The 24876-nt window shown below is 41.7% G+C and carries 23 protein-coding genes; 13 read left to right on the forward strand and 10 right to left on the reverse strand.

Annotated features, from left to right (window positions below; all coding sequences use genetic code 11):
• Positions 1 to 12: 12 nt before the first annotated feature.
• The 6 genes from J2X69_RS04050 to J2X69_RS04075 all read right to left on the reverse strand — a co-directional run bounded on the left by J2X69_RS04050 (position 13) and on the right by J2X69_RS04075 (position 4377).
• A complete protein-coding gene (locus J2X69_RS04050; RefSeq protein ID WP_310098831.1) occupies positions 13 to 945 on the reverse strand; it encodes a polysaccharide deacetylase family protein in 933 nt (310 codons plus the stop codon).
• Positions 946 to 1004: 59 nt separating this feature from the next.
• Positions 1005 to 1271: a hypothetical protein gene (locus tag J2X69_RS04055; RefSeq protein ID WP_310098834.1), complete on the reverse strand. Its 267-nt coding sequence runs from the start codon at positions 1269 to 1271 to the stop codon at positions 1005 to 1007.
• Positions 1272 to 1301: 30 nt separating this feature from the next.
• Positions 1302 to 1547, reverse strand: coding sequence for a hypothetical protein (locus J2X69_RS04060; protein WP_310098837.1), 246 nt, complete (start codon positions 1545 to 1547; stop codon positions 1302 to 1304).
• 41 nt (positions 1548 to 1588) lie between these two features.
• Complete coding sequence (locus J2X69_RS04065) at positions 1589 to 2824, reverse strand: serine hydrolase (protein ID WP_310098840.1); 1236 nt, start codon at positions 2822 to 2824, stop codon at positions 1589 to 1591.
• A gap of 63 nt (positions 2825 to 2887) precedes the next feature.
• Positions 2888 to 3943: an aminotransferase class I/II-fold pyridoxal phosphate-dependent enzyme gene (locus J2X69_RS04070; RefSeq protein ID WP_310098843.1), complete on the reverse strand. Its 1056-nt coding sequence runs from the start codon at positions 3941 to 3943 to the stop codon at positions 2888 to 2890.
• A gap of 11 nt (positions 3944 to 3954) precedes the next feature.
• Positions 3955 to 4377 carry a VOC family protein gene (locus J2X69_RS04075; RefSeq protein ID WP_310098846.1) on the reverse strand — a complete coding sequence of 141 codons (423 nt, stop codon included), beginning with the start codon at positions 4375 to 4377 and terminating at the stop codon, positions 3955 to 3957.
• Between the two features lie 61 nt (positions 4378 to 4438).
• On the opposite strand from J2X69_RS04075, the gene J2X69_RS04080 reads away from it, so the two are divergent.
• The 3 genes from J2X69_RS04080 (at position 4439) to J2X69_RS04090 (ending at position 6655) form a co-directional block, all read left to right on the forward strand.
• Positions 4439 to 5350 carry a patatin-like phospholipase family protein gene (locus J2X69_RS04080; protein WP_310098849.1) on the forward strand — a complete coding sequence of 304 codons (912 nt, stop codon included), beginning with the start codon at positions 4439 to 4441 and terminating at the stop codon, positions 5348 to 5350.
• Positions 5328 to 5945: a class I SAM-dependent methyltransferase gene (locus J2X69_RS04085; RefSeq protein WP_310098852.1), complete on the forward strand. Its 618-nt coding sequence runs from the start codon at positions 5328 to 5330 to the stop codon at positions 5943 to 5945. The genes J2X69_RS04080 and J2X69_RS04085 overlap by 23 nt, the downstream gene beginning before the upstream one ends.
• Before the next feature lie 107 nt (positions 5946 to 6052).
• Positions 6053 to 6655, forward strand: a complete 603-nt coding sequence (locus J2X69_RS04090; RefSeq protein WP_310098854.1) for a trimeric intracellular cation channel family protein — start codon at positions 6053 to 6055, stop codon at positions 6653 to 6655.
• A gap of 28 nt (positions 6656 to 6683) precedes the next feature.
• On the opposite strand, the gene J2X69_RS04095 is transcribed toward J2X69_RS04090, so the two are convergent.
• Positions 6684 to 7262: an isoprenylcysteine carboxylmethyltransferase family protein gene (locus J2X69_RS04095; RefSeq protein WP_310098856.1), complete on the reverse strand. Its 579-nt coding sequence runs from the start codon at positions 7260 to 7262 to the stop codon at positions 6684 to 6686.
• Between the two features lie 36 nt (positions 7263 to 7298).
• Here J2X69_RS04095 and J2X69_RS04100 point away from each other — a divergent pair, with 36 nt between their 5' ends.
• Both J2X69_RS04100 and deoC read left to right on the forward strand, forming a co-directional pair.
• A complete protein-coding gene (locus tag J2X69_RS04100) occupies positions 7299 to 8507 on the forward strand; it encodes an NAD(P)-dependent oxidoreductase (RefSeq protein WP_310098859.1) in 1209 nt (402 codons plus the stop codon).
• On the forward strand, positions 8500 to 9174 hold the full coding sequence (gene deoC / locus J2X69_RS04105; RefSeq protein ID WP_310098860.1) for a deoxyribose-phosphate aldolase: 675 nt from the start codon (positions 8500 to 8502) through the stop codon (positions 9172 to 9174). The genes J2X69_RS04100 and deoC overlap by 8 nt, the downstream gene beginning before the upstream one ends.
• Here the strand turns inward: deoC and J2X69_RS04110 are convergent.
• Positions 9156 to 10265 (reverse strand): Na/Pi symporter, encoded by a 1110-nt coding sequence (locus tag J2X69_RS04110; RefSeq protein WP_310098862.1) that lies wholly within the window; start codon positions 10263 to 10265, stop codon positions 9156 to 9158. The genes deoC and J2X69_RS04110 overlap by 19 nt on opposite strands.
• A gap of 246 nt (positions 10266 to 10511) precedes the next feature.
• Here J2X69_RS04110 and J2X69_RS04115 point away from each other — a divergent pair, with 246 nt between their 5' ends.
• The 4 genes from J2X69_RS04115 to J2X69_RS04130 all read left to right on the forward strand — a co-directional run bounded on the left by J2X69_RS04115 (position 10512) and on the right by J2X69_RS04130 (position 15454).
• The gene (locus tag J2X69_RS04115) at positions 10512 to 11642 is read left to right on the forward strand and encodes a hypothetical protein (protein ID WP_310098866.1); all 1131 of its coding nucleotides are present in this window, start codon (positions 10512 to 10514) and stop codon (positions 11640 to 11642) included.
• Positions 11643 to 11653: 11 nt separating this feature from the next.
• Positions 11654 to 12097 carry a nucleoside deaminase gene (locus J2X69_RS04120; protein WP_310100080.1) on the forward strand — a complete coding sequence of 148 codons (444 nt, stop codon included), beginning with the start codon at positions 11654 to 11656 and terminating at the stop codon, positions 12095 to 12097.
• A 105-nt stretch (positions 12098 to 12202) separates the two neighbouring features.
• Entirely contained in the window at positions 12203 to 12814 is a 612-nt protein-coding gene (locus J2X69_RS04125) for a superoxide dismutase (protein WP_310098869.1), read from the forward strand.
• 207 nt (positions 12815 to 13021) lie between these two features.
• Positions 13022 to 15454, forward strand: a complete 2433-nt coding sequence (locus J2X69_RS04130) for an outer membrane beta-barrel protein (protein ID WP_310098871.1) — start codon at positions 13022 to 13024, stop codon at positions 15452 to 15454.
• A gap of 48 nt (positions 15455 to 15502) precedes the next feature.
• Here J2X69_RS04130 and J2X69_RS04135 read toward each other — a convergent pair whose 3' ends face one another.
• On the reverse strand, positions 15503 to 15967 hold the full coding sequence (locus J2X69_RS04135) for a MaoC family dehydratase (RefSeq protein WP_310098874.1): 465 nt from the start codon (positions 15965 to 15967) through the stop codon (positions 15503 to 15505).
• Between the two features lie 300 nt (positions 15968 to 16267).
• On the opposite strand from J2X69_RS04135, the gene J2X69_RS04140 reads away from it, so the two are divergent.
• The 4 genes from J2X69_RS04140 (at position 16268) to mtgA (ending at position 22704) form a co-directional block, all read left to right on the forward strand.
• On the forward strand, positions 16268 to 18016 hold the full coding sequence (locus J2X69_RS04140) for a DUF3857 domain-containing protein (protein ID WP_310098877.1): 1749 nt from the start codon (positions 16268 to 16270) through the stop codon (positions 18014 to 18016).
• A complete protein-coding gene (locus tag J2X69_RS04145) occupies positions 18009 to 19937 on the forward strand; it encodes a DUF3857 domain-containing protein (RefSeq protein WP_310098880.1) in 1929 nt (642 codons plus the stop codon). Before J2X69_RS04140 ends, J2X69_RS04145 begins: the two co-directional genes overlap by 8 nt.
• Positions 19934 to 21853: a DUF3857 domain-containing protein gene (locus tag J2X69_RS04150; protein WP_310098883.1), complete on the forward strand. Its 1920-nt coding sequence runs from the start codon at positions 19934 to 19936 to the stop codon at positions 21851 to 21853. Before J2X69_RS04145 ends, J2X69_RS04150 begins: the two co-directional genes overlap by 4 nt.
• Before the next feature lie 155 nt (positions 21854 to 22008).
• Positions 22009 to 22704: a monofunctional biosynthetic peptidoglycan transglycosylase gene (gene mtgA / locus J2X69_RS04155; RefSeq protein ID WP_310098886.1), complete on the forward strand. Its 696-nt coding sequence runs from the start codon at positions 22009 to 22011 to the stop codon at positions 22702 to 22704.
• Positions 22705 to 23143: 439 nt separating this feature from the next.
• Here mtgA and J2X69_RS04160 read toward each other — a convergent pair whose 3' ends face one another.
• The gene (locus J2X69_RS04160) at positions 23144 to 24871 is read right to left on the reverse strand and encodes a chloride channel protein (protein WP_310098889.1); all 1728 of its coding nucleotides are present in this window, start codon (positions 24869 to 24871) and stop codon (positions 23144 to 23146) included.
• Between the last annotated feature and the right edge of the window lie 5 nt (positions 24872 to 24876).

Below are 24876 nucleotides of genomic sequence, written 5' to 3' on the forward strand. Positions count from 1 at the left end.
TTTGTGTTGAAACTACATCGTTTTGCCTACTTCTCTCCAAGTCACCAGCTTCACCTTGTTCTTTTCTACTAATTCTTTGGCTTTGTCACCCGTAAAGAAATCATAGTCTGCCTGTCTCCAGGGAGCATGGAAGGAGTCGTGTCCCTTCGTCACTGCGTTCATTTCTTCGTCATCAAATGCCAAATGGATCAAAATCACATTCAGTCCCGGTTGGATATTGTTTAGCGCATCTGTGTAAAAAGCTTCCATTCCTGCACTATAGTCTTTTGACTCAGCCATAATTACCTTGTCTACTACAGGGAACTTTTCCACATCAATTCCTGAAAAAAGCACTGGATTGCTTTTCACTATTCCATCTATCATTTGTTGATTGATCAGGACAGGGATTTTCAATTCTTGGGCGATCTTAAGATAGGAAGCCAAGTATTCGGGGCGACCGAAAAAGATGCAGCCCATATGAGAATCCAAGTGTGTGGGCGTGATTCCCATCTGGTTTGCCGCTTTGATCTGTGCACGGATTTCTGTCTCCACCTCCTCAGGGCTGGCATTTGCAATGACTTGGGCGCAGTCAGGATACATGTGTCCTTTCTCATTTGCCAAGCCCGGTACGGCAGTTTTACCTGCTTCAGGTCCCCAGTTGAAATTCAACCATTCATTGGTCAAAGTAATATGAATTCCGATGTCGGCCTCAGGCATTTCTTTTGCTATTTCCCCCACTTCGGCAGACCAGCCGGTAGGCACCATCATACTGGTGGAGTTTACCAGCCCTTTTTTCATCGCATCAAAAGTTGCTTTGGTCTGAGAATGCGACACACCCACGTCATCTCCGTGTATAATTAGAAGTTTTGTGTCTGCGGGGTAGCCAAGCTTTTCGGCTAGGTTTTGAGAAAAGGTGACTGTAGGCAAGAATGCCAAAAGGAATAGAAAATAGCTGAGGTTCTTCATCTTGGGTTGTTGTTTACCCCAAGATATGGATTTCTGATTTTTCCAACGTTGTAGAAATTTTAATTCCGATAGTTTTTAGACTTAATTCTATACACCCAGATGTAACTAAAAAACGTGGTAAATACTTGAAGAATGGCAAGATAAAGCCAAGTGGCGGGTTGCGCCAGAGGTTCGAAATTTATGGTGTTATTGTAATAAAGCTTGGAAACAGTCAAGGCTGCTAATGTCGCCGGGAGGACAACGACCAGCCAGAAATTTATAAATGATCGATAAATAAATGGAGTTTTCTTAAGAATAGCGGGACGCTTGGATTGGTGTTTTTTCATTTTGGTTCTGAATATACCGTCTGAAATGGATCAGGCGTTTTCTCTGAATTTCTTTGACTTCGGTTTGTAATCTCTATAGTACATCCAAGTGCCGAATATCACTTGAAATAGTACAAATTTCGCATAAGTAGAAGGCAACTTAAAAAAATTGGAGCTAAGTGAGCCTTGAGCAATTAGATGAGTCACGAGCGCAGTAATAATTCCAGCTGGAAGGATTAAGACCAGCCAAAAATTGAAAAATGAGCGGTATAAGAATGGCGTGTTGTTCTGTTTCATAAGCCGATTGCTTTCTTAGGATAAATCAGTTCGATTTTTTCCTAATACTTGAATTTAAATTTGTTAAAATCTGCGGGAACTGTCTTTTTGCGCTCAGACTCTAATTGGTAGAGATAGTCTCCCAATTCGGAGAAGAAAGGAAGGCCAATTTCTTCATATTCATACCGGTCATCATTGAGTGTTTCGTTTTCATTCACATAGATCACAGCTGAGACAAAAAACTCGATTCCTTTATCAAAATCCACATAGTAGCTGGCATCGAGTAAGTGCCCGTAAGCTTCTCCTGTTTTATTGAAAATACGAATACTTGGAGGGAAATTACTTTTGTCACTTCCATTTAAATAGAATTTGGAGTACTTGTCCCAATACGAGGTCTTAGAATATGCAGGAAAATCACTCTCAGCAGGAAGCATACTCATGTATTTCAAAATAAATTCCCTATGATCTTCTGTGATGGCAAAGCGTGAAGACTCCACAAATGACATAGGGAAAATTATTCTTTCCACTATACCATGGAGGTCGGAGAGAGCCAGTTTATTCTTGAAGGTGAAATCCAATCCCTGCTGCACTAAAGAATCTCCGTCATAAAATGCCTTTCCGATTATTGGCTTGTCCACATTAGAATAGATCGATTCAGTAATCCGCTCGGGAAGGGTCAGAATAGTATTTCCGGATGAATCCACAAACCGGATTGGGTTGGAGATTCTGTTTTCCCCGGGGCTGGCCGCAAAGCTGAGCCTGTGATTAATTATAGTATGTTCCAGTCCTTTTTCCCTGAGTTTTTGAGTGATGTAGTCTTGCCCCAATAGTTCGTACAAGCGGTTATAGGCATCATTGTCCGATACCAACAGGATTTTTTTGATATAGTGTGCTATGCTTGGAAGAGAGTCTTTGGAAGAGAAGTCTTCCAAAGCCCGAACTTGAAAAGGGCGTACTGAATCAACAAGCATGCTCGTTTCCGCAGTAAAAGCATCAATATTTTGCTCCTCCAGCCATTCTAAGGCTAGTATTGCCACCGGTAATTTGACAGTCGAAGCGGGATAGAAATATCGCTTATCATCTAGATTTACTGTATAATCAGTGAACATGGCATTGCCGTGTTCGTTTCGGTCGATCTGGGTATAGATTATCTGAACCTGGTACTTATCTACGTCTTCGAGTACTTTCCTGAGTGTGGGGTAGCCATCCACCCCATCTTCAAAAGGCACTTTATCTGCGGGGGAGCAAGATATTAGATGTGCCGCCAGTAATAGCATGGGGAGAAAATACCTTGTCATCTGTTTATATTTTTCTTTTCATGTGATTATAATCGTCCCTCTCCCGAAGCAAGTTCGATTTCATCACACCAACCCACGGATTATTTCGTTGATATACATTAGATCCCCCAGTTCATGATAGGCTGAAATCACAATCCTGTTTACAGCAGGGCTATCTTCCGTAGGATAAGGGAAGGAAGAAGTGATGATTCCGGCCTTCTCAAATTCCCTTGACCAACTCGGGTCTGAATAGGCAAATGCGGGAAACGATTTACTTCCGCGGATCTGAGAAATGGTGGCAGTCTCTTGTGCGAAAATCCCACAGGCATCTTCCAGCCAGCTTTTTCTGTTAAAATATAAATCTTCCATCTCCAAAAAAGTTTGTAAATGGGCAGGTGAACCGGGAGATGCACCTCCAAAAAGAGAGGTTGATTTAATTTTGTCGATTTGAGATTCTTCTCCCAAAATTATTCCTGCCGGCAGTCCCAAGCCTTTTCCAAGAGAGCCTGTCACAAGTAAATTGATAGAAGAATCAGCCCAAGATTGATAGGTACCATAGATGCTGTTTCCGAAAGTACCAAAGGCGTGGCTGTCATCTATTAGAAGGCTTACTTCATGTTTTTTACCCAGCTCCTTTACCCAGGTATAATCATGGATATCACAGAGGAATGGATCCACAGCATTTCCTATAATCAAGATTTGCTGAGGGGAAAGCGTTTCAGATTGTTCTACACACCAGTCTTTCCATTGCATAAAATTAAATTGAACAGAAGGAGTGTGCTGATCCGGGACAATCGCTGAATGGGCATCTGGAGCGATCCAAATCTGAGCTGCAGAGGAATACAAAGATTTCCACGCTGCAATTCCTGCCAAATACCCCGAACTCAGAACTGCGGCTGCGGATGCTCCGGCCGATAGAGCGAATGAATCCTCAAAATCATCATACACGTTTAGCCGAATATTATTGATCCTGCTCTGGCCGTGATTGGCTCCAAATTCAAATATATTATTAGCCAGAATATCCAGAAAATCCATATTCTGGGCGATGCCCAAGTAAGAGGTGCCGCTAAAGTAGAGGTATTCTTTGCCATCTATTTCGATCATTCGACCGATTCCTGAATCTAGGTAGTGAGTATTCAAAGTGACTTAATTTAGTTGGCGAAAATCTGAGTCTCATCCTGAAAGGATTTGAATTCCAAGGCATTGCCGCAGGGGTCTAGGAAAAACATAGTAGCCTGCTCCCCAACTTCGCCCTGAAAACGTATGTATGGCTCAATCACAAACTCAATTCCATGATTTTTTAATTTATCAGCAAGTTCGTGCCATTCTTCCCAGGCTAATATTGCACCAAAATGACGAACAGGGACATATTTACCATCCACGGTATTGCTGTGGGCCAATGTCAATTCCTCAGGTTTGACATGTGCCGAAAGTTGATGCCCAAAGAAGTTGAAATCTATCCATTTGTCGGTACTTCTTCCGATCTCACAACCAAGAAGTTCCCCATAGAACGCTTTGGTTTCTGCAATATCCCTGATCGGGAAAGCCAGATGAAAGGGTTTAAATTGGCTCATAAATGTGTACTTTCGTTGAGGGTTTTTCGGCTTCAATTTAGTTGTTTATTCCCTAACTATTATGGAGAAAGGCAAATCGGTATCATTGGTTTTGAGCAGCGGCGGAGCGCGGGGATTAGCGCACGTAGGAGTGATCGAGGAGCTGGAGAAGAGAGGATATCATATTGCTGAAATCGCCGGCTGCTCAGCAGGAGCCCTCGTCGGAGGCATGTATGCGGCAGGCAAAATGGATGAATTTAAGGATTGGATTTGCCATTTGGATAGGCTGGATGTCTTTTCTTTGATGGATTTCACATTTTCTACCCGTGGATTCATCAAAGGCGATAAGGTGTACAATGCCTTGAAAAAAGTGATTGAAGACTGTCAAATTGAAGATCTTAGCACTCCATTTTACTGCAATGCTGTTGACTATATAAGCGGGAAAGAAGTGGTTTTTAGGGAAGGGAGTTTGTATGCCGCTATCCGGGCTTCCGGAAGTATTCCTACCGTTTTCCAACCGGCTCGGTATCATCGTTATGAATTGGTAGATGGAGGAGTATTGAATCCGGTACCGCTTTCACTTTTGCAGCAGGCTGAGGAAAATATGATTGTAGTGGTGGGGCTAAACGGGGGTGATTCGGAATTGGTAACTCCTCCTAAGAAAGACTCCACAGGCAAGAAATACATTTCTATGCCAACTTGGATGATTGAGTACAGAAATAAAATGCGGCAATACTTTCCTGAGCAAGAGAAAATAGAAAAACCTACTTCACTCAGTTCGATTGGTCTTATGACGCGCTCATTTGATCTACTTCAGGATCGGTTTTCTGCTTTATTGATTGAGAAATATCAGGTAGATGTTACTGTGCAGGTGGCAAGAAACCAAGCGGGAACGTTGGAGTTTTACCGCGCGGAGGAGCTGATAGAAATCGGTCGGGAAAAAGCTATTCAAGCCTTAGACAACTGGGAAAATGAAAATCTCCGAACTGAATAAATTACTTGGAAATATCGATATCTACCTGCTGGATCAGATTCTGAAAGGGAGATTTTCGACAGACATGAAGATCCTTGACGCAGGCTGTGGAGAAGGTAGAAATGCGGTATATTTCATCAATGGAGGATATCAGATATTTGGAATTGATAGGAGCGAAACGGCTATTCAGTACTGTAGGTATATGGCAAAGAGTCTGGACAAGAACTATGATGCCCATCGGTTTCAAGTGGGTGGATTGGAAGAAATCCCTTTTCATCGGGAGGCCTTTGATGCGGTAATTTGCTCTGCAGTGCTTCATTTCGCAGAAGATGGAGCCAATTTATGGCAGATGATCGGTGAAATGCTGCGTGTGCTAAAGCCGGGCGGTTTTTTATGGCTTCGGATGACCACTGCTTTTGGCGGTATTTTGGAACAAAGCCAATCAGTCGGGGGAGGAAAATACCTGCTTCCCGATAGATCCGAAAGGTTTTTGCTGACTCAGCATCATTTGGATAAATTGGAAGAATTGGGCATGAAATTTTTGGAGCATCCAAAATCTGTTTTGGTACATGGTCAGCGTGCCATGGGAGTTTTTGTGATGGAAAAGAGAGTTTGAACTCTCGCCTCGGTTCGTGTCGCGCGAACCGAAATAAATTTGGATGTTTGTGAGACAAAAACATCGGCTATATGATGTTTATAGAAATTGAAAACATAAATTCTTGAATGGATTTACAATACAGACTTGAGCTGATTGGGACTTTTGTATTTGCGATCTCCGGTGTTTTGGCAATCAGAGAGCGTGAGCACGATATGTTTGGGGCTGGATTCACAGGCTTTATCACCGCTATAGGCGGTGGAACACTCCGGGATATTTTGCTTGACAGTTATCCGCTCGTTTGGATTGGTGACGTGAATTTTCTCTATGCGATTTTGGTGGGAATCTTGACGGCATTTATTTTTCCGAATTTCCTTAGTAAGCTCCGTAAGACATTCTTTCTTTTTGATACACTTGGGATAGCTTTTTTTACTGTCTTGGGAGTAGAAAAGGCTTTGAGCCTAGGTGTAAGACCTGAGATTGCTGCGATCATGGGTATGTTTTCTGCAGTCATGGGCGGCGTAATACGCGACACCCTGACCAACGAAATACCTATTTTGTTCAGAAAGGAAATTTATGCTTCGGCATGTCTCGCGGGAGCAATATTCTACCTGGTTCTGAATTCTTTTGAGGTTTCGAGGGACGTCAACTTGTTGGTTTCTATTGCAGTGATTATTGCGATCAGGTTGCTTTCTATGAAATATAAGCTGAGCCTTCCAAGGCTTGATTAGAAAATGATCTCTGTAAGTCAGATGTGCTTCACCCGAATCTTGGAATGATTGGAGGAACGGCAGACTTGTATTTTTGATAGGCTTCGCCAAATTGCGCAATAAGATTTTTTTCCTCAAAATATATCCCAACCGGCAAATAGAGGAGTAAGCAGCCTAGGTGAATGGCTGAGCTTAACGTGCCTGCAAACAGAAAATAGCCCAGAAAAATCAGGATCAGTCCGGCATATAGTGGATGGCGGATTTTGGAATAAAGACCGGTGGTGATTAAGGTTTCCTCATGTATTTCCGAAGGAGCAAGACCCAGAAATCGCTTCAATGAATAATTCTTACCGGATTTTGTGGCGATGATAGTACCAAATCCTGCCAGCATGTAGCCCAGATAATCGGTAAAGACATTTTTGGATAGTAGAACGGTTTTGGGAATTACCAGCGCTTGGATTGTGATGCCTAAGATTAAGAAAATAGATATCAAGGTGTAAACCAGCCTATACCATTTATAGGCATTTCCCAATTTTCCCTGCAGAATTCTTTTTAACTTGGTTGCAGCCAGAAAAGAATGAAGTGAATAGAATACGGCCCAACTCAGCCCTAGCAGCACATAATTCATTTGCGTATAGTAATTTCCAGAGTAACTAAAATTTTTATGAAAATCGGAATAATCCGCGAAGGAAAAAACCCTCCTGACAAACGAGTTCCTTTCACCCCTGATCAGCTGAAAGTTATTCAGCATGAGCATGCAGGTAAGCTTAAGTTTCAGGTCCAATCCAGCCCATTACGTTCATTTTCCGATCAGGAATATCTCGATGCAGGAATTGAAGTGGTGGAAGATATTTCTGATTGCGACGTGTTATTCGGAGTGAAAGAAGTGCCTATTGGCCAGTTGGTGGAGGGTAAGACGTACTTATTCTTTTCCCATACGATCAAAAAACAACCCACTAATAGAAAGCTCCTACGGACAATCTTGGAAAAAAGGATTAAACTCATTGATTATGAGGCGCTAAAAGATGAGGAGGGAAGGAGGGTTGTTGCCTTTGGGCGATGGGCAGGAATCGTCGGAGCATACAATGCTTTTTGGACGTATGGGAAGAAAACGGCCCTTTTTGATCTTAAGCGTGCCTATGAATGCGAAGACCTTCAAGAACTTCACAGTGAACTGGCCAAGGTGCAGCTACCACCGGTCAAAATAATCCTTACGGGTACAGGCCGTGTAGGAAAAGGGGCAATGGAGGTTTTGAACTCCCTCAAGATTCGTGAGGTTTCGGCACATGACTTCTTACATCTGTATTTTGACGAGCCTGTGTATGTGAAATTAGGATCTGCAGATTACAATAGGAGGAAGTTGGATGGAGGGTTTGATAAACAGGAATTCTATACTTTCCCCGAACGCTATGAAAGCCACTTTCAGAAGTACGCAGAAGCAGGGGAGTTGCTTATTTCGGGGGCTTTTTGGGAATGGGGAGCTCCCCGGTTATTTGAATTGAAGGATATTGGAGGGGAAGACTTCCAGCTTTCGGTCATCGCAGACGTAAGCTGTGATGTAGGTGGACCTATTCCCACCACAATTACCACCACCACGATAGCTGACCCTGTGTATGATGTAGACCGGCAAACAGGTGAGAAAATTCAGGCTTTTGGGAGCCAAACGAGTATTTCGGTGATGGCAATCGATAATTTGCCCTGTGAACTTCCACGGGAGGCAAGCCGGGAGTTTGGAATTCAGCTTATGAAATGGGTAATTCCGGCTCTTTTGGAAGAGAATTCGGGTATTCTCGAACGGGCAACCATCGCCCGTGACGGAGATCTGACTATTGAATTTATGTACCTGTCAGACTTTGTAAATCAATATGAATAACCTAAATCGATTTCTGGAATCCACACTGTTGAAGGCAACCATGACGGGTGAGGATGTGGATATTTTAGTCCGTGAGGCCATTGAGGAGCAATTTGTAGGAGTATGCGTGCCTCCGTTTTGGTTGAAAAAAGTGAGAAGGGACATAGGCGAAGAGAATGTTCAATTGGTTACGGTAATCGGATTTCCATTTGGCTATTCTGACACGGCTACTAAGGTTTTCGAAACTAGGGAAGCTATTCGGCAAGGTGCGGATGAACTGGATTTGGTTTGGTCTCAGACGGCTTACCATTCGGGGATGAACTGGCCAAAGGTCGAAATCGCCCAAATCGCAAAGATTTGTCATGAAGAAGAGAGAATCCTGAAAGTTATAATTGAAACTGCCAATCTGGATGAAGAGCAACTCGTAGAAGCTTGCCAGATCTGTCAGGATGCAGGCGTGGATTTTGTGAAAACATCCACGGGGTATGCCTCGGTTGGTGCGAAAGTAGATGACATTTTATTGATGCGGGAGACGTTGTCCTCTTCGGTGGGTATCAAGGCAAGTGGAGGGATAAAAACACTTGATTTCGCCCTTGAGTTGATTAGAGCAGGGGCAGATAGAATAGGAACCAGTTCTGCCAAAGCATTGATGGATTCCTGGAGGAATTCTCAATCGTTACTGAAGTAGATCAGCAAAAAAGGAATGATAAAGAAGGTCAATAGAATATAGACAAAGCCTAAAAATCTGCTTTTAACTGATTTTTTACCCATATACATGGCCAATAGCACGGGGATATTTCTCAATGTAGGAAATGGCAGGAAGATCAGAGCACCTATAAAATTGAAGAGGAAGTGAACAATGGCCAGTGCTATGGCCGCCTCAGATTTGTAAATAGCTGCAATCGCCGCTGTAATTGTGGTTCCTATATTGGCTCCGATGATAAAAGGGAATGCCTTTTTTACCGACACTTTTTTATTGGCTACCAGCGGCACCACCAAAGAAGTAGTGACAGTGCTCGATTGGACGGCAGCTGTAAAGAAGGTTCCATAGATGAACGCCATGTAGGGATTTTTGAAAATCAGCTTGCTGATATTCTGAAAACTATTGATTACAAATGCTTTATAGACCGAAGTGGACAGGATCTTAATGGCGGCAAACACCAAGAAAACCGAAAGAATCATCGTTAGGAACGGAATATCTATAGTTGCTGCTATCCATTCTGAGATGGGTCTGGTAAAGACTTTATTATAAATTATTGGTGCGGAGTAGGATTCGTCCGGTGCAAAAAAATGAGCGATTTTGATGGATATCTTTGACAGAAAACCAAAATAAACTTCCAATGGCAACAAAATAATAACAGTGGAAATATTAAAAATATCATGAAGCATCCCGGCGGACAGTGCTCTCTTGAACTCTCTCTTGTCCATGATATATGAGAGAGAGACCAGAGTAGAAGTCAGCGTAGTGCCGATATTGGCGCCCATCACCATGGGTGCCGCTTGTTCCAGTGTAAGATGGCCGGATGCCACTACAGCGACTATACTTGCCGTCACGGTGGAGCTACTTTGGATCAGCGCTGTCATCAGCAGTCCGATGAAAAGGCTGACAAAGGGATTTCGAGTGGCCAAAAGGATGTTTTCCGCTACCTCATTGTTCAGATTGCTCATCGCTACAGTAAGCAGATCTATCGCGAAGATGAATAGCAGAAGCGCTAAGAGCATCATCAGATAGCTTTTCGTTTTATTTACTGTGTCTTTTTCCTGCTCCAAGCTCTCCATCTAACAGATTTAGAATTTTTCCTGCAATAAGAATGGTTTATCTCAGGATTTATGGTTTACAATTGGTAATGGGTTTAATCCGAGACTCCAAATTTTTAATAAAATATTGGGCAAAAGTTGAAATTTTTTTGCGAAAAACAAGGTAAAACTATCTTTTAGAAGAGGAATTGTACTTACTTAACAATTTGATAACATGGATAGAAGTTTATCTTCTTTAATTTTGCGCGACCGAACAAAAGCCAAATCATGGCCAAGAAAAAAATAGACCAAAACATTAATCAGGATAAGCTCTCCAAAGGAGCATATTCGCTCTTTGATTTTACCAAAAAAGAGAAGTCTTTCCTGGTAGTCATCTGTGTCCTGATTTCTATCGCAGGATTACTAACTCCCTACACCTATGCTGCCATGTGGTTTGGATTTGCGCTGGCCGCTTATTCTGCCATTGCAAATGACAGTATCCAGACAATCGGGACATTTATCGCTTCTAACTATAGCAAGAAGTGGTACTGGTTATGGCTCTTTATGGGGTTGATTTTTGTGGGGACCGTTACCTTCAGTTGGGTCACTTTCAATGGTGATGTGAGTTATCAGCGCTTGAGCGTACCGGGACTGGACAGGGCGCCAACAAGCTTTGTCTTCTTACAGCTTGCAGCTCCGATTGTGTTGCTTATTATGACAAGACTGCGGATGCCGGTCTCGACTACTTTTCTTTTATTGAACGTCTTCACCTATAAAGCTGGAACCATAGTAGATGTCATGTTTAAGAGCTTTGTGGGGTACCTATTGGCTTTTTCCATTGCTATGGGAGTTTGGTTTGTACTGGAGCGATTTGTCAAAAATTACCTTAAAGGAAAACCTGCACCTTACTGGATTTATTTACAATGGATTACCTCAGGAACCCTGTGGGCAGTGTGGATTATGCAGGATGCGGCCAATATTGCGGTATTCCTTCCCAGACAATTGAGTGTGTTGGAATTCTCCGTCTATACAGGATTTGTATTTATAGGATTGGGATTCCTTTTCTACATGAAGGGGGATAAGATCCAGGGGATTGTCAATGAGAAAACAAGCGTAACAGATGTACGTGCTGCCACTATCGTTGATTTTGTCTATGCAATCATACTGTTCTACTTCAAGATGTACAGTAATGTACCTATGAGTACTACTTGGGTGTTTATAGGTTTGCTTGGAGGGAGGGAAATAGCCATTGCGCTTGGAAAGCATGCCAAAACCGAGAAAAGAAATGCATGGCTCTTCAGAGCCTTCAGGCTGGCAAGAAAGGATGTATCCAAAGCATTTATAGGTTTGGTGGTATCTTTGATTCTTGCCTTTATCATCAATGATGGGGTGAGAAACGAGATCATGAATTTTTTCTAGATATTTTGGAAATAGAACTATACAGTCACGAGTACTTCATGAATGAAGCCATGAAGCAGGCTAAGCAAGCTTTCGAAGAAGGAGAGATTCCTGTAGGCGCAGTGATCGTGTCCAAGAATAGGATTATTGCCAAAGCCTATAACCAGACAGAGAAGCTCAATGACGTAACCGCTCATGCCGAAATGCTTGCGATTACTTCAGCAGCTAATTATATGGGAGCAAAGTACCTGAATGATTGCAGACTATATGTGACCTTGGAGCCCTGTGTGATGTGCGGAGGAGCACTTTTTTGGTCCCAGATCGGCGAAATTCATTATGGAGCATCTGATCCTAAAAGAGGGTATTTGCAAAGCAATCCGGGGATATTACACCCTAAGACAAAAGTCTTTTCTGGGAGTCTTGGCTTAGAATCAGAAAAGCTTTTATTGGAATTTTTCCAAAAACTGAGAAAATAGAAGGAAATTGATTTCATGAGAACCTTTTTCAGGTAGTCTTGGTTGCTAAGGCAGATTATTTGTATGACTTTATAATCAATCTTTTAACCTTAAAATTTAAACACAATGGCTTTCGAACTTCCATCTTTACCTTACGCCACTACGGCTTTGGAACCTCACATTGATGCAAAAACAATGGAAATCCACCATGGCAAGCACCACAATGGATATGTAACAAACCTGAACAATGCAATCGCAGGAACTGATCTGGAAAGCAAATCTCTTGGAGAATTGCTTCAACTGGCAGGATCTAATACAGCAGTAAGAAACAATGGCGGCGGCCACTATAACCACAGCCTATTCTGGAAAATCATGTCACCGAACGGTGGCGGAGCACCCACGGGCGATTTGGCAAATGCCATCAATGATAAGTTTGGCAGTTTCGAAGCATTCAAAGAAGTTTTTGATAAGGCAGCAGCTACCAGATTCGGTTCTGGCTGGGCTTGGCTGATTTTGACTGCGGCAGGTACACTTGAGGTAGTATCCACTGCAAATCAGGATAATCCACTGATGGACGTAGTTGAGGTGAAAGGAACTCCAATCATCGGACTTGATGTATGGGAGCATGCATATTATTTGAATTATCAGAATTTGCGTCCTAGTTACATTGCAGCGTTTTGGAATGTGATCAATTGGGATCAGGCAAATGCAAACTATGCCGAAGCATTGAAAAAATAAGCTTCGTAAGAATATTAATTAGATCCCCGGACAGTGTGTTCGGGGATTTTTTTATGTCCAAAGCTGAAATTCAACTGTACGGTTTCGATACAGTCTTTTTTTGTTGGCTAGTCAAAAGCGACCCGTAGGGCTAATTTGGGAGGATTTCCAGCCTTGGCATTTGTTTTTCAATAGGTGGCACAGAACGACACACAAAGTACTATTGAAATGAAAACTACCAACTTGCTTTTTTTGACATTTTTGATCTATCTACTGGGAGTAAGTACCCTTGCAGCCAAAGATGTCAGCCGAATTTTCGGTAAAATCACCGATCAAAATGAACAACCGGTGCCTTATGCCAATGTGGCATTGATTGACACCAACAGCGGAAATCTTGTGGATGGAGCTGTCTCTGATGAAAATGGAGACTTTCTGATAGAATCGACCAAGACCGCGAAGGTGAAGCTTGTGGTTTCGTCCATTGGTTTCTCTCAATTTGAATCAGAGGTTTTTCAACTCGCGCCGGGATTGATTAAAGATTTTGCCGCAGTAGCTATACAGGATGAAATGACAGGATTGGACGAGGTCACAGTGAAATCATCGCGTCCCGAAATCATCATAGAACCTGATAAAACCACCATCAACGTGGAAGGAACTGTAATGGCTGAAGGATCGAATGCCTTGGACGTGATCGGTAGATCTCCGGGTATCTACGTAGATCAGGATGGGATCATCAACCTGAATGGACGGACAGGTGCCACAGTCATGATCAATGATCGATTGACTTACATGAGTGCCAATGATCTGGCAAACTTCCTTCGTGCTATGCCTGCCGAAAATATCAAGAGCATAGAGGTGATCAATAATCCATCTGCACGATTTGATGCGGAAGGTTCTGCAGGTGTAATCAATATAAAGCTGAAGAAAAACACCGTAGATGGGATGTTTGGGAACATTCAGGTGGGCTCATTGTACAATGGTCAATGGCTACCGACTACCGGAGTTTCATTGAACGTGAAGAAAGGAAAGTGGAGTACCAATGCCAATTTGAATTATAACCACTGGGGAAATTTCAATGACTTGGAGATAAACCGAAATTTCACCTTGCCTGAAGGAGTATCGAATTTCTTCCAAGATTCGAGAATAACAAGTAGAAACAAGAACTTGTTCTTCAACGGTGCGACGAATTACGAAATCAATGAAAATCAAAATCTTGCGCTGAATGTGCAGGTTTCCGGTTCAAATGATAGCAATAAAAGTAATTCCATGACTACAATCAAAACTCCGGGAGTCACAGATCTCAGCTATTTGGACTCAAGGAATAATTCTGATGGGAATGGTGAGAGAATTTTCGCCAACCTTCACTACGATGCAAAATTAGATACCCTAGGTACCAAGATCAGCGCTGATGTGGATTTTACAAGGATGAATTCGGACAGTGAGTCTATGCTTACCAATATGCAGTGGACCGGCGAAGAGATGAATAATACCTTTGATTATAATATTCTGACACTTAACGATATGTACTACAACATATTTACGGCCAAAACTGATTTCGTAAAACCTGTGGGCAAAGGCAATACCATCGAAGTTGGGCTGAAGGGAAGCTGGGTAAAATCGGACAACAACCTTTACCTGAGCAGATCAGAAGAGGATGGGCCTTTTGTACCGGATCCGAGCAGTAACAGTTTTATCTACAATGAGAACGTGCTGGCTGCATACATGTCATACAAGGGGAAGTTCTCAGAGAAGCTAAGTTATCAAGTAGGGTTGAGAGGTGAGCATTCAGATATTACAGGAAATTCTGTCACCCTGAACCAAGTGAACAAACAGAGTTATTTCAACTTGTTTCCAAGTGCTTTCCTACAGCATAAAGTCAGTGACAGCTACCAGGTTGTGTATAATGTAAACCGCAGAATCACCAGGCCAAATTATAGATTGCTGAATCCATTTGTGTATTACATTGATCCACTGACTACAGAAACGGGCAATCCGGGTCTGAAGCCTCAGTATTCAAACAACTTCGAGATGAACCATGTGGTGAAAGGAGTTTATCAATTCACTATGGGCTATAGTGAGACTGAAGATGCATTTATGCAGGTATTTCTGCAGAATGAGGAGGAACGTACGACTACCACTTTCACGGACAACTTTGATAAAACCCACAATGCAAACTTCAGAGCAATCATTCCTGTAGATATCAAAGAGTGGTGGGCTGTTTCCAATATGGCACAGGTGAACTATAACAGAAATAAATCCCAGATCGGCGATGATTTTCTTGACAACTCCAACACCTCCTTTATGGTACGTTCGCAACATAACTTAACTCTACCGTTGGGCTTTAAAGCAGAAGTTATGGGGATTTATCTTGGGCCACAGATATGGGGACAAGGAGAGATCAAAGGATTTGGCTGGGTAGATGCCGGAGTCACCAAGTCAATCATGAAGGATAAAATCACCTTATCGGTAAATGGAACTGATCTATTCCGTACCCAGGTCATCAAGGCACGTATTGACTTTGCCGATATTGATACAAGTTTCCGTCAGTATCGCAGCAACCAAGGAGTCAGGTTTACATTGAAGTATAACTTCTCCAAAGGAGAAAGCTTCCGTGTGAAAAGCAACTCGGGAAGCTCAGAAGAGCGAAATAGATTGGATTAAACAAAAATGCCTTCTCCAAACTTTGGAGAAGGCATTTTTCTATTTGGTTTACTGAAAGTGATATAAGAAGATCAAGACACCGGTAAAGGCCGGTTTCTTTTGATCCTTGATTTCAAGTTTTACTTCCACCTCAGCTTTAACAGTTCCTCTGAGGTTAGCTACATTTTTTAGGGTTGCCACTAAGCGTACCTCGCTGTCTACCAGAACAGGATTGGCAAATCTCAGGGATTCGATCCCGTAATTGATCATCATTTTCAGATTTCTCACATCCACGATCTGCTCCCAAAGATGTGGCACAATGCTCAGTGTGAGATACCCATGTGCAATTGTGTTTCCAAATGCTCCCTCGGCCTTTGCCCGCTCAGGATCTGTGTGAATCCACTGGTGGTCGTGGGTTGCTTTTGCGAAAATATTAATTTGCTCCTGAGTGATACGGAAATATTCAGACATACCTAAACACTGTCCGTTGTGTTGCTCAAACTCTTCAAAACTACCAATGATTACTGGAGACATGGGCTATTTTATTTTATAAAAGGCCAAATTAGAGAAGTTTTGGCGGAAATTACAAGGGAAATAGTTGGGGAAGAAGTGTGACGATTTAAGTGTTTTTTTATTGTTAACAAGCCGTATTTTTTTAAAGAAAAGATAGTTTTAGCGAAAAAAACCGTCTATTTTGTAGCATTTATACTTGATTTCTATATGTTTATATTTCTTTTAGCTTCCCTCTTCTTTGTTGGATTTCAAACTCCAATTGACTCCATTTTTAAGAAAGAACCAGTCCCTATTTATTCTCTTCTTTCGGAAAATCAGCGAATGGAAATTTCTGATTCATACGAAGTAGTCCACAAGATAGAGCGCCAATTTACGATCCTTTCTCCCGAGGGATTGGCACATGCCCATACCTCTGTCTTCTACAACAAGCTGAATGAAATTAAAACTGTGGAAATAGAGATTACGGATCCTGTCAGTGGCAAAACTCTTCAGAAAGCCAAGACAAAAGATATGACTGATGCGGCAATCTATTCCCGCAGCAGCATCTTTGATGACAATAGACATAAATATTTTGAAGTAAAAAGCAGCAAATTCCCCGTTCAAGTCAATGTCAAAATTGAGACTAAGTCTTCCACTAATTTTCAATTAAGCAGCTGGATTCCGGTGCACCGTTATAATCAGAAAGTAGCGAAGTCCACACTTACGGTAGTTTATCCGGAGAATATCGGTTTGCGCTACAAAGCCTTGAATCTGCTGGGGGAGAAATCTGAAAAGACTACGGGAAGCAGCATCGAAATCACTTGGGTAGAAACTGATCTGCCAGTCCAGACACCTGAATTGAAAAAGGAAGATGATCACAAATTAATATTGGCCCCTGTAAATTTTGCAGTAGGAAATTATGTAGGTAAGATGGAAGATTGGTCCGGACTTGCTGCATGGCAATACAAGCTTAATGAGGGGAGAAAAAGCCTTTCGCCGGATTTTGAGACGAAAATTAAGGGGATGGTGGATAATGCAGGGAGTGACTATGAGAAGATTCAAATCCTGTATGAATATCTACAGAAGAATTACCGATACGTCAGCATTCAGTTGGGAATTGGCGGATGGCAATCCATGCAGGCTATGGATGTGGTGAAATATGCTTATGGGGATTGTAAGGGATTGACAAATTTGATGCAGTCCATGCTGAAGACCGTGGGAGTCGACTCCAATTATACGCTAGTCTATGCGGGTAAGGATGCAGATGATATAGAAACCGACCTTCCTTCCATCCAATTCAATCATGTGATCTTGCAGGTACCCATGAAGGATGGTAAAAGTCCGGTTTGGCTAGAATGTACTTCCCCTTCCCTTCCTGCGGGTTTTCTCGGAGACTTCACGAAGAATCGGCATGTGCTGGTAATTGATGGCCAAGGAGGATACTTAACCAAAACTCCATCTTATAATTCTTTTGATTGGAATGTAATTCATAGTAAAAATGAGGTTAAAATAGACGAGGCGGGAAATGCCACGATTGCAACGAGGATCAAAGTTGACGGCAATTTTGTCGAAAGCATGTTGATGGTAAAACAAGACCTTGATACCAGACAGCAGCGGGATTATTTCAACCGCAATTCTCCTGTGGGAGGCTTGATTATCAACCAATACGAGTTGAACGTAGACCGTAAAGATTCTCTCTTATTGGCAGATCTTACCTACGATGGGTTTATTCAGAAGTTTGTGCAAAACACTGCCAAGCGAATGATTCTAAAGTCATTCCTTGGAAAGGTAACTGATGAAATGCTAGTCAATAACACGCTCAATCAGATTGATGAATATCTGATAGAACTTCCGGAGGTGATGGATGCAGAGAATTTATCAGAAATTACGACACTGGAGGAAGAGGGAGTGAGAATGTCTTTGAAAGCGTCCTTGGAGGGGAAAACCCTACGTGTGAATAGGGAAATAAATCTTTCGCTGAGCGAGGATATTACTGAGGATGCCAAGACAGAACTATTGAAACGAATTAACGCCCTAGGCGCTTCTAACTTCTATTTTATCAAAAACACTTCAGCACTGAGACATGACTAAAGCTATACTAACCTTTACTTTTCTGCTCTTTACCCCGTTTGTTTTTTCCCAATCCAATAAACTGGGGCAGTTTGAGGAAAATGAAATTTCCATGTCAGAAGTGCCCTATGAGCCGGATGCTCCTGCTGTGATATTAGTATCCCAGGGAAATTCCAGGTTCTTATCAGGATTACTGGAGACCACCTATTTTGTCCGCTTGAAGATCCTCTCCGAAGCAGGGAAGGAGTTTGCTGATGTTCGAGTTCGTTATTATAAAGGAGATGACAACATTGAAAATATAAATGGAATTAAGGCACAAACAACAAATTTCATCAATGGAAAAGCCGAAACCACCAAGGTGTCAAAAGAGGGGATTTTTGACGTGGATATTAATAACGGCTACAAGGAGATGAGGATTTCTTTTCCAAATGTACAAGTAGGATCCATCATCGAATACCAGTACAAAAAAACGGATAAAAACCGAACGTTTATCGATGGTTGGACATTCCAAAACTACTTGCCTACACTTTTTAGCAAGTATGAAATCAATATGAGTCCGTCTTTTGAATATAATACAATAGGTCAAGGGGTGAATTATGCTACCAAAGTGGAAAAGACCAATGACTATAATAATAATTATAGTTGGACGCTGCGGGATCTGCGGTCACTTAAAGAAGAGCCCTACATGAAAAATTATCGCGATTACATTGATCGTATTGAATTTCAATTGGCACGATATCACGCATCAACAGATTTTGGGGCGGTGTGGAAGGACGTATTGAATACATGGGAAGTACTCGGCAATGATGTGATCTCCATTTACACTCAAAAGGGATATTACAGAAGTAACCAGATCGGGAGAGAATTTCTGGATGTTGATTTGAAAGGGCAAACACAATTGGAGACCGCCCAAAAAGCGTATTACTATTTGAGAGATAACTTTAGGATTGAAGGGGAGGATTGGATTTACCCCAAGCAAAATCTTAACCAGTTGCTTAAGTCTAGGGTTGGCAGCCCGGCTGAGCTTATGCTGGCGCTTATGGGAGTATTAAAGTCCGTAGGTATCACTTGTGAACCTGTCTTGATCGGTAGCAAAGGTTATGGACGCAGCGACTTGGTCCCCTTTCCATTTCTTAATCAATTTGATGAAATATTATTACTCGCGGAATTGGATGGCGAGTCTCGATTTCTGGACTTGTCCCAATCAAATGCGCCATTTGGCTACTTGGACCTTGACAAGCATGTGGTAGCAGGTCTAAGCCTGAAGAAGGACAAAAGCAAGCTAGTGCCTATTGATATTAAGCATAATTCCAGCTCTGTTTATTTTGGACAGATCAAAATGAACGAATCGGGAGAATTGATAATGGAGAATTCTCACAGAAACTACCACTATAGAGGCCTGGGGATGGCTCAGCGGATAGAGGGAATACAAAAGAGAAATGAAACCTTGGATAAATTGTTTGAAAAAGAGGAGGGTGTAAATTTCGGAAATTTCAAGGTTGATGATTTGCTTATGGAAAAGAACTTTGTCACATTAAATTTTGAAATGAAGTTTTCTGACATTATTGACCAGGAGATGATTCTTTTTAGCCCACTTAAATTTTCGTCTTTTTCCAAAAATCCTTTTACCCAAGAATATCGGATGTTTCCTGTGGATTTTGGGTATGCGTTTACAGAAACATATAATACTGTAGTGACTGTGCCGGAAGGGTATGAAATAGATGACTATCCCCTGGAAGCGGGTTATACCATAAATGGAGAATATGTTGTTTTTGTATACTCGCCTACACTAATCAACGACGACCTTAAAATCTCAGCTAAACTCATGGTGAACACTCCACTTATTCCGGCAAGTGAATATGAAAATCTCAAGTATTTTATGGAAAGTGTGGCATCTAAGCTTTCCGAACCGGTGATCTTAAAAAAGAAGCCTACCCCGTGAGAAGGTGTGCGTTCGAGAAACTGTTTTTTCTCGCCATCTTCAGCTTAATTCTTCCGTGTTTTTCCTATGCACAGGTAGTTTTTGGTACATACTCCGAGGAAGAATTGGCTCTTGAATCTGTTCCCTTTGAGCCGGAGGCCAAAATTGTATCGCTGTTTGAATCGGGAGTTTGCAGCCCTATAGTAGATAATAGGGCAGGAAGATTAGATGTTTTTGGAGTGGTTACCCAGTATCATTACCGATACAAAATACTCCAGGACAATGTGATGAACTTTGGAGATATAAGAATCCCATTTCTACTTGCCGGAGATTTAAAGATCGAGCAAATCATGGATTTGAAAGCTCAAGTCAGTTATGTTGAAAACGGCAGAAGAGAAGTAAAAAAGTTATCAGAGGATGATATCAAGTTAGTACAGCTGGATGAGGGTACATCAGAGTATAGGTTGATATTCCCTAATATAACTAAGGGTTCTATCTTGGAATGGACATACTTTAAAGTGGACAGGGTCTACTATTCCCTTGAGGGCTGGGCTTTTCAAGGCACAATACCAAAAATGAAGACAACATTTTCACTTCAAGTTCCGGATTTCCTCAAATATCAACTGGTGGTGCAAGGTGGGCAAGTGCATAAGGAGATGCAGGTTTCAAAGGAGAGGGATACTTTTGTTTGGGAGTTGGATAGTGTCCGTTCTTTTCAGCTAGAACCCTATATGATTAATCCTTTAGACTATTTGGATCGTGTAGAGGGTTTTTTATCCAATGACCTTACCCGGTTAAATCCCATTGTCTACTCTACCTGGAAGGAGCTTGGATTGCAAATCCAGTCTATGAAGGAATTTGAATCCTTTTTCAAGAAAAAAGCAGTTAAAAAGCTAGGTCTTATTGACGATCTGGAAGGCTCTGATCCGCTTGAAACAGCTAAGAATATTTATTCTTTTGTCACGACACAAAATGAAGTAATCCCTACTGTTTATCCGCTTCCTACCCAGGATTTTAATTCCCTTATCAAGTCCAAAAGAGGAAATCACCTAGATATAAATTTATTTTTACTGACGGTGCTTCAAAATTATGGGCTAGAAGCAAATCTGATCCTGATCAATCAAAAAGGTGAAAATCGGACTAAGTTAATACCCAGTCCCTATTTGGATCAATTTTCCTCCTCTTTAGTGAGAGTTATAATAGATGGGCAATTATATTGGTTAGATGGAACAGCCAAGGATATCCCTTTTGGATTGATCTCTCCTAAAAAGCTTATGCCTGAGGGATTTCTGATCAATGGGGCTAATTCCGGTTTGATCCCGATAAGTCTGGCGCATCATTCTGGATTTGATTTTACCGTTGAGTTAGATAGAGATTCATTAAATAATCTAGTTTACCAGCATACCGCAAAAGTACTTGGACTGAGTTTCCAAAGTCTAAAAGATGCCCAATTAAATCAGGATCCTTCAGATAGCGAGCAGTCAGAAGCCTTCGACCTGACTTTTGAAGATAATTACCTTCAAGAAGGATTTGTACGCTCAAAGTATAAATTGCCTATTCATTCATCTAAAGGAAAGCTACTGTTTTTGACTCCATTTGAGCAGTCCATTTTCTATGAGAACCTCTTTACACTAGAAGAAAGAAAATACCCTGTAGAGTTTGAATATGGTTTTTTCGAACGAATCAACTTTCAATTAATCGTCCCCGAAGGTTATGAATTGGATGAATATCCAGAGTCAAAATCTATTTCGATGAACAGAAATGAATTGGAGTTCACATTTACAGTAACTAAATCGGACAGTGGTTTCAATTTTCAAAGCAATATCTTAATCAATCAAGCAGACATACCTGTATCGAGATATAATGATCTCCGGAGTTTTGCTTTGGAAGTTTCTGAGCTCTTGAATTCACCTATAGTTCTGAAAAAAGCGGATTGATCTTCTATATTACCGGTAGAATCCTTTGGTATCTTTGTTAGGTTTGAAAACAAAGTCAGATGACAGCATACTTACACGGGTTTATTCCAGATGATCTGAATGCCGTTCTTTTTTATCATTTTGTACAGGTAAGTGCTACAGTATAAATGAATCTTATGAAGATTGTAAAGAGGCTATGGCGATTGATTTGGAAGACTACCCTGTGGTTTTTGATTGTCTCCGTGGGTTTGACGGTGATCTATCGTTTTGTGCCGGTACCTATCACTCCGCTGATGGTGATTAGAGTCTTTGAGCAGGCATTTGATGCGGACAAAGAAGTTCGGCTGCAGAAGGATTGGGTGTCATTCAGTTCGATTTCGAAGAATGCTCCACAGGCTGTTTATGCCTCAGAAGATCAGAAATTTCTTGAACACCGTGGATTTGATTTTGAAGCTATGGAAAAGGCCTGGGAAAACAATAAGAAGGGAAGGCGTGTGAAAGGGGCGAGCACTATTACCCAACAGACAGTCAAGAATGTTTTTTTGTGGCCATCTAGGAGCTATTTAAGAAAGGGGCTTGAGGCCTATTTCACTGTTTTGGTTGAATTAATCTGGTCCAAGGAGCGGATCATGGAAGTGTATCTGAATGTGATAGAAATGGGGGATGGGATCTATGGAATTGAAGCCGCTTCCCAAGTATATTTTGGTAAACCCGCCTCGAAGCTTAGTCGGGATCAAGCGGCTCTGATCGCAGCAGTTCTTCCCAATCCTCGGCGCTGGTCTCCTGCGAAACCCTCTTCCTATATCATCGGCCGTCAAGGCTGGATTCTAAGGCAGATGAATAATCTTCCTCCAATTGGAATGGGAATATAAGGCTTGTATTTACACTGTGAAAATTGGATTTTTTTGTGTTACAGCATAAAATGGCATATGTGAAGACCTTTCCGATTTAGTGCTTTTAATACTTTAGTACAAAGAAAGTGGAATTGCAGAATTTTCTTTTAGAGTTGGCCGATTTCGGGCAATTTAAAATCGTGTTTATTTTAGCCGATTATTTCGAACGAAAACTTGCAAATCCTAGTTCACGGGCTCTATTCACGGTTTAAAATATGCAAGTGTTTTTTATCCACATTTTCGATAATTTATCCACACTTATAAACATTTAATATCTAATGCTCAGATAATAAGTGATTTACATGGCTTTTTTTAAAGGTAATTTTGTGGATAAAGAAGCCTAACTTTGAAAATAGCGTAAAAATGACTGTGCGAAAAAGTGGATAAATACCTCTTCCAAATATTATTCTAAAATTGATTAATCCTGCTTTTGCTTAATCAGACGTTTTCGATATGCATTGAAGATTCTGGATTTAGAAACAAAGCCCAAGTATTTACCATCCTCGATTACAGGGAGATTCCAAGCGCCGGAAAGTTCAAATTTTTCCATTGCTTTTTGCATATTCTCAGTAACCAATAGGATTTCCGGAGGACTATGCATTAGCTCCCGTATCAGAGTCTCCTCCTGCTTTTCCCTGTCAAACATAATATCCCGGATATCATCCAGAGTAACTATGCCTCTCAAAGCTTTGTGTTCGTCTACTACCGGGAAAATATTTCTCTTAGAGATTTTTACCAAGCTGATCAGATCTTTCAATTTTGCATCAGGATGGATTGGTAGCAAGTCCCGCTCGATCACATGGGTGATAGTAATGAGTTCCAATAATTCCTGATCTTTGGACTCAGGTAGATGTCTTCCTTTTTCCTTCAGCTGCTTCATGTAGATACTGTCTTTCTGATAGGCTGTTTTAGTCACATAGGAGATTGCGGAAACAAACATCAAAGGAACGAACAGTTCATATCCTCCGGTGATTTCAGCTATTAGGAATATGGCTGATAGAGGGGCATGCTGAGTCCCTGCCATCACGCCGCACATAGCCACGAGGGTAAAATGAGCCAGCGGAAGAGGAATCGTAAAATAAAAAAGATTACTTGAGTAAGCGAAGAGGAAGCCCAGTATGCCTCCTACATAAAGAGATGGTGCAAAAATACCCCCACTGCCACCTGCGCCAAGAGTTACCGCTGCGGCAACAGGCTTCACCAGAATAATAAATCCAAGGAAAATAATGATCAGGTAAGGATTCTCGATGATAGAGAAAAAAGGACTTTTTTCGAGTAATTGCTTCGAATTTCCGTCTATCAGCGTGTTAAGTGTATCATACCCTTCACCATAAATGGGTGGTAGGAAAAAAACCATTATTCCTAAAATGGCCCCTCCATACAATATCCGTAATGCTTGGTTGTCCAGTCCCTCCATAAGGGATTCTGTTTTCCTCACTGCTTGGCTGAAATACAGGGAAACCAGCCCACATGCAATCCCCAAAAGCAGGTAATAGGGCATATGGGAAGCTTGGAAATTTTCTGTCAATTTGAAATTGAATACAGAATCTTTTCCAATGAGAACCATGGATGTAAGAGAACCCGTGACCGAGGCAATCAGTAGGGGAATAAAGCTTGTAGTGCTGATTTCCATCAAAATCACCTCAATAGCGAAAATTACTCCGCCAATAGGTGCTCCGAATATGGAAGAAATCGCTGCGGCAGCACCACAGCCGATCAATAGCGTACGTTTTTTTGCGTTCAGGTGAACCAGAGTGCCCACATTGGAGCCTATGGCAGAACCTGTGACGAGCATGGGGGCTTCAAGACCAACCGATCCACCAAAACCTACCGTTATCGCTGAAGTAAAAACACGGCTATAGGTCTTTACTCTGGCAATGATGCTTTGTTTCTTTGAAATAGTAAACAGTATATCCGGAATCCCGTGACCGCCGGTATCTTTGAATATGAACTTACCAAGCAGATATGCTGCCGAAATGCCTACAAGCGGATATATAATGTAGAGGAAATTAGCATACTCCTTATAAAATCCCTCGGTAAGAAAATGCTGGATAGAGTGCACGCCCTGTTTTAGAATAACTGCAGCAAGGCCGGAAAGAACACCGATTATCCCGCTGAGAATCAGGATAAAAGTTTGATTGCTCATATGCC

The organism is Algoriphagus sp. 4150, from assembly GCF_031457395.1.
In the GTDB taxonomy this organism is placed as follows: Bacteria; Bacteroidota; Bacteroidia; order Cytophagales; family Cyclobacteriaceae; genus Algoriphagus.

Coding starts and splice junctions, on each gene's coding strand:
- J2X69_RS04130 (WP_310098871.1), top strand. CDS start 13,022: ATGAAAACTACCAACTTGCTTTTTTTGACATTTTTGATCTATCTACTG.
- J2X69_RS04080 (WP_310098849.1), top strand. CDS start 4,439: ATGGAGAAAGGCAAATCGGTATCATTGGTTTTGAGCAGCGGCGGAGCG.
- J2X69_RS04125 (WP_310098869.1), top strand. CDS start 12,203: ATGGCTTTCGAACTTCCATCTTTACCTTACGCCACTACGGCTTTGGAA.
- J2X69_RS04065 (WP_310098840.1), bottom strand. CDS start 2,824: ATGACAAGGTATTTTCTCCCCATGCTATTACTGGCGGCACATCTAATA.
- J2X69_RS04115 (WP_310098866.1), top strand. CDS start 10,512: ATGGCCAAGAAAAAAATAGACCAAAACATTAATCAGGATAAGCTCTCC.
- J2X69_RS04055 (WP_310098834.1), bottom strand. CDS start 1,271: ATGAAAAAACACCAATCCAAGCGTCCCGCTATTCTTAAGAAAACTCCA.
- J2X69_RS04145 (WP_310098880.1), top strand. CDS start 18,009: ATGACTAAAGCTATACTAACCTTTACTTTTCTGCTCTTTACCCCGTTT.
- J2X69_RS04110 (WP_310098862.1), bottom strand. CDS start 10,265: ATGGAGAGCTTGGAGCAGGAAAAAGACACAGTAAATAAAACGAAAAGC.
- J2X69_RS04135 (WP_310098874.1), bottom strand. CDS start 15,967: ATGTCTCCAGTAATCATTGGTAGTTTTGAAGAGTTTGAGCAACACAAC.
- J2X69_RS04090 (WP_310098854.1), top strand. CDS start 6,053: ATGGATTTACAATACAGACTTGAGCTGATTGGGACTTTTGTATTTGCG.
- J2X69_RS04100 (WP_310098859.1), top strand. CDS start 7,299: ATGAAAATCGGAATAATCCGCGAAGGAAAAAACCCTCCTGACAAACGA.
- J2X69_RS04160 (WP_310098889.1), bottom strand. CDS start 24,871: ATGAGCAATCAAACTTTTATCCTGATTCTCAGCGGGATAATCGGTGTT.
- J2X69_RS04050 (WP_310098831.1), bottom strand. CDS start 945: ATGAAGAACCTCAGCTATTTTCTATTCCTTTTGGCATTCTTGCCTACA.
- J2X69_RS04095 (WP_310098856.1), bottom strand. CDS start 7,262: ATGAATTATGTGCTGCTAGGGCTGAGTTGGGCCGTATTCTATTCACTT.
- J2X69_RS04140 (WP_310098877.1), top strand. CDS start 16,268: ATGGAAATTTCTGATTCATACGAAGTAGTCCACAAGATAGAGCGCCAA.
- deoC (WP_310098860.1), top strand. CDS start 8,500: ATGAATAACCTAAATCGATTTCTGGAATCCACACTGTTGAAGGCAACC.
- J2X69_RS04085 (WP_310098852.1), top strand. CDS start 5,328: ATGAAAATCTCCGAACTGAATAAATTACTTGGAAATATCGATATCTAC.
- mtgA (WP_310098886.1), top strand. CDS start 22,009: ATGAAGATTGTAAAGAGGCTATGGCGATTGATTTGGAAGACTACCCTG.
- J2X69_RS04075 (WP_310098846.1), bottom strand. CDS start 4,377: ATGAGCCAATTTAAACCCTTTCATCTGGCTTTCCCGATCAGGGATATT.
- J2X69_RS04060 (WP_310098837.1), bottom strand. CDS start 1,547: ATGAAACAGAACAACACGCCATTCTTATACCGCTCATTTTTCAATTTT.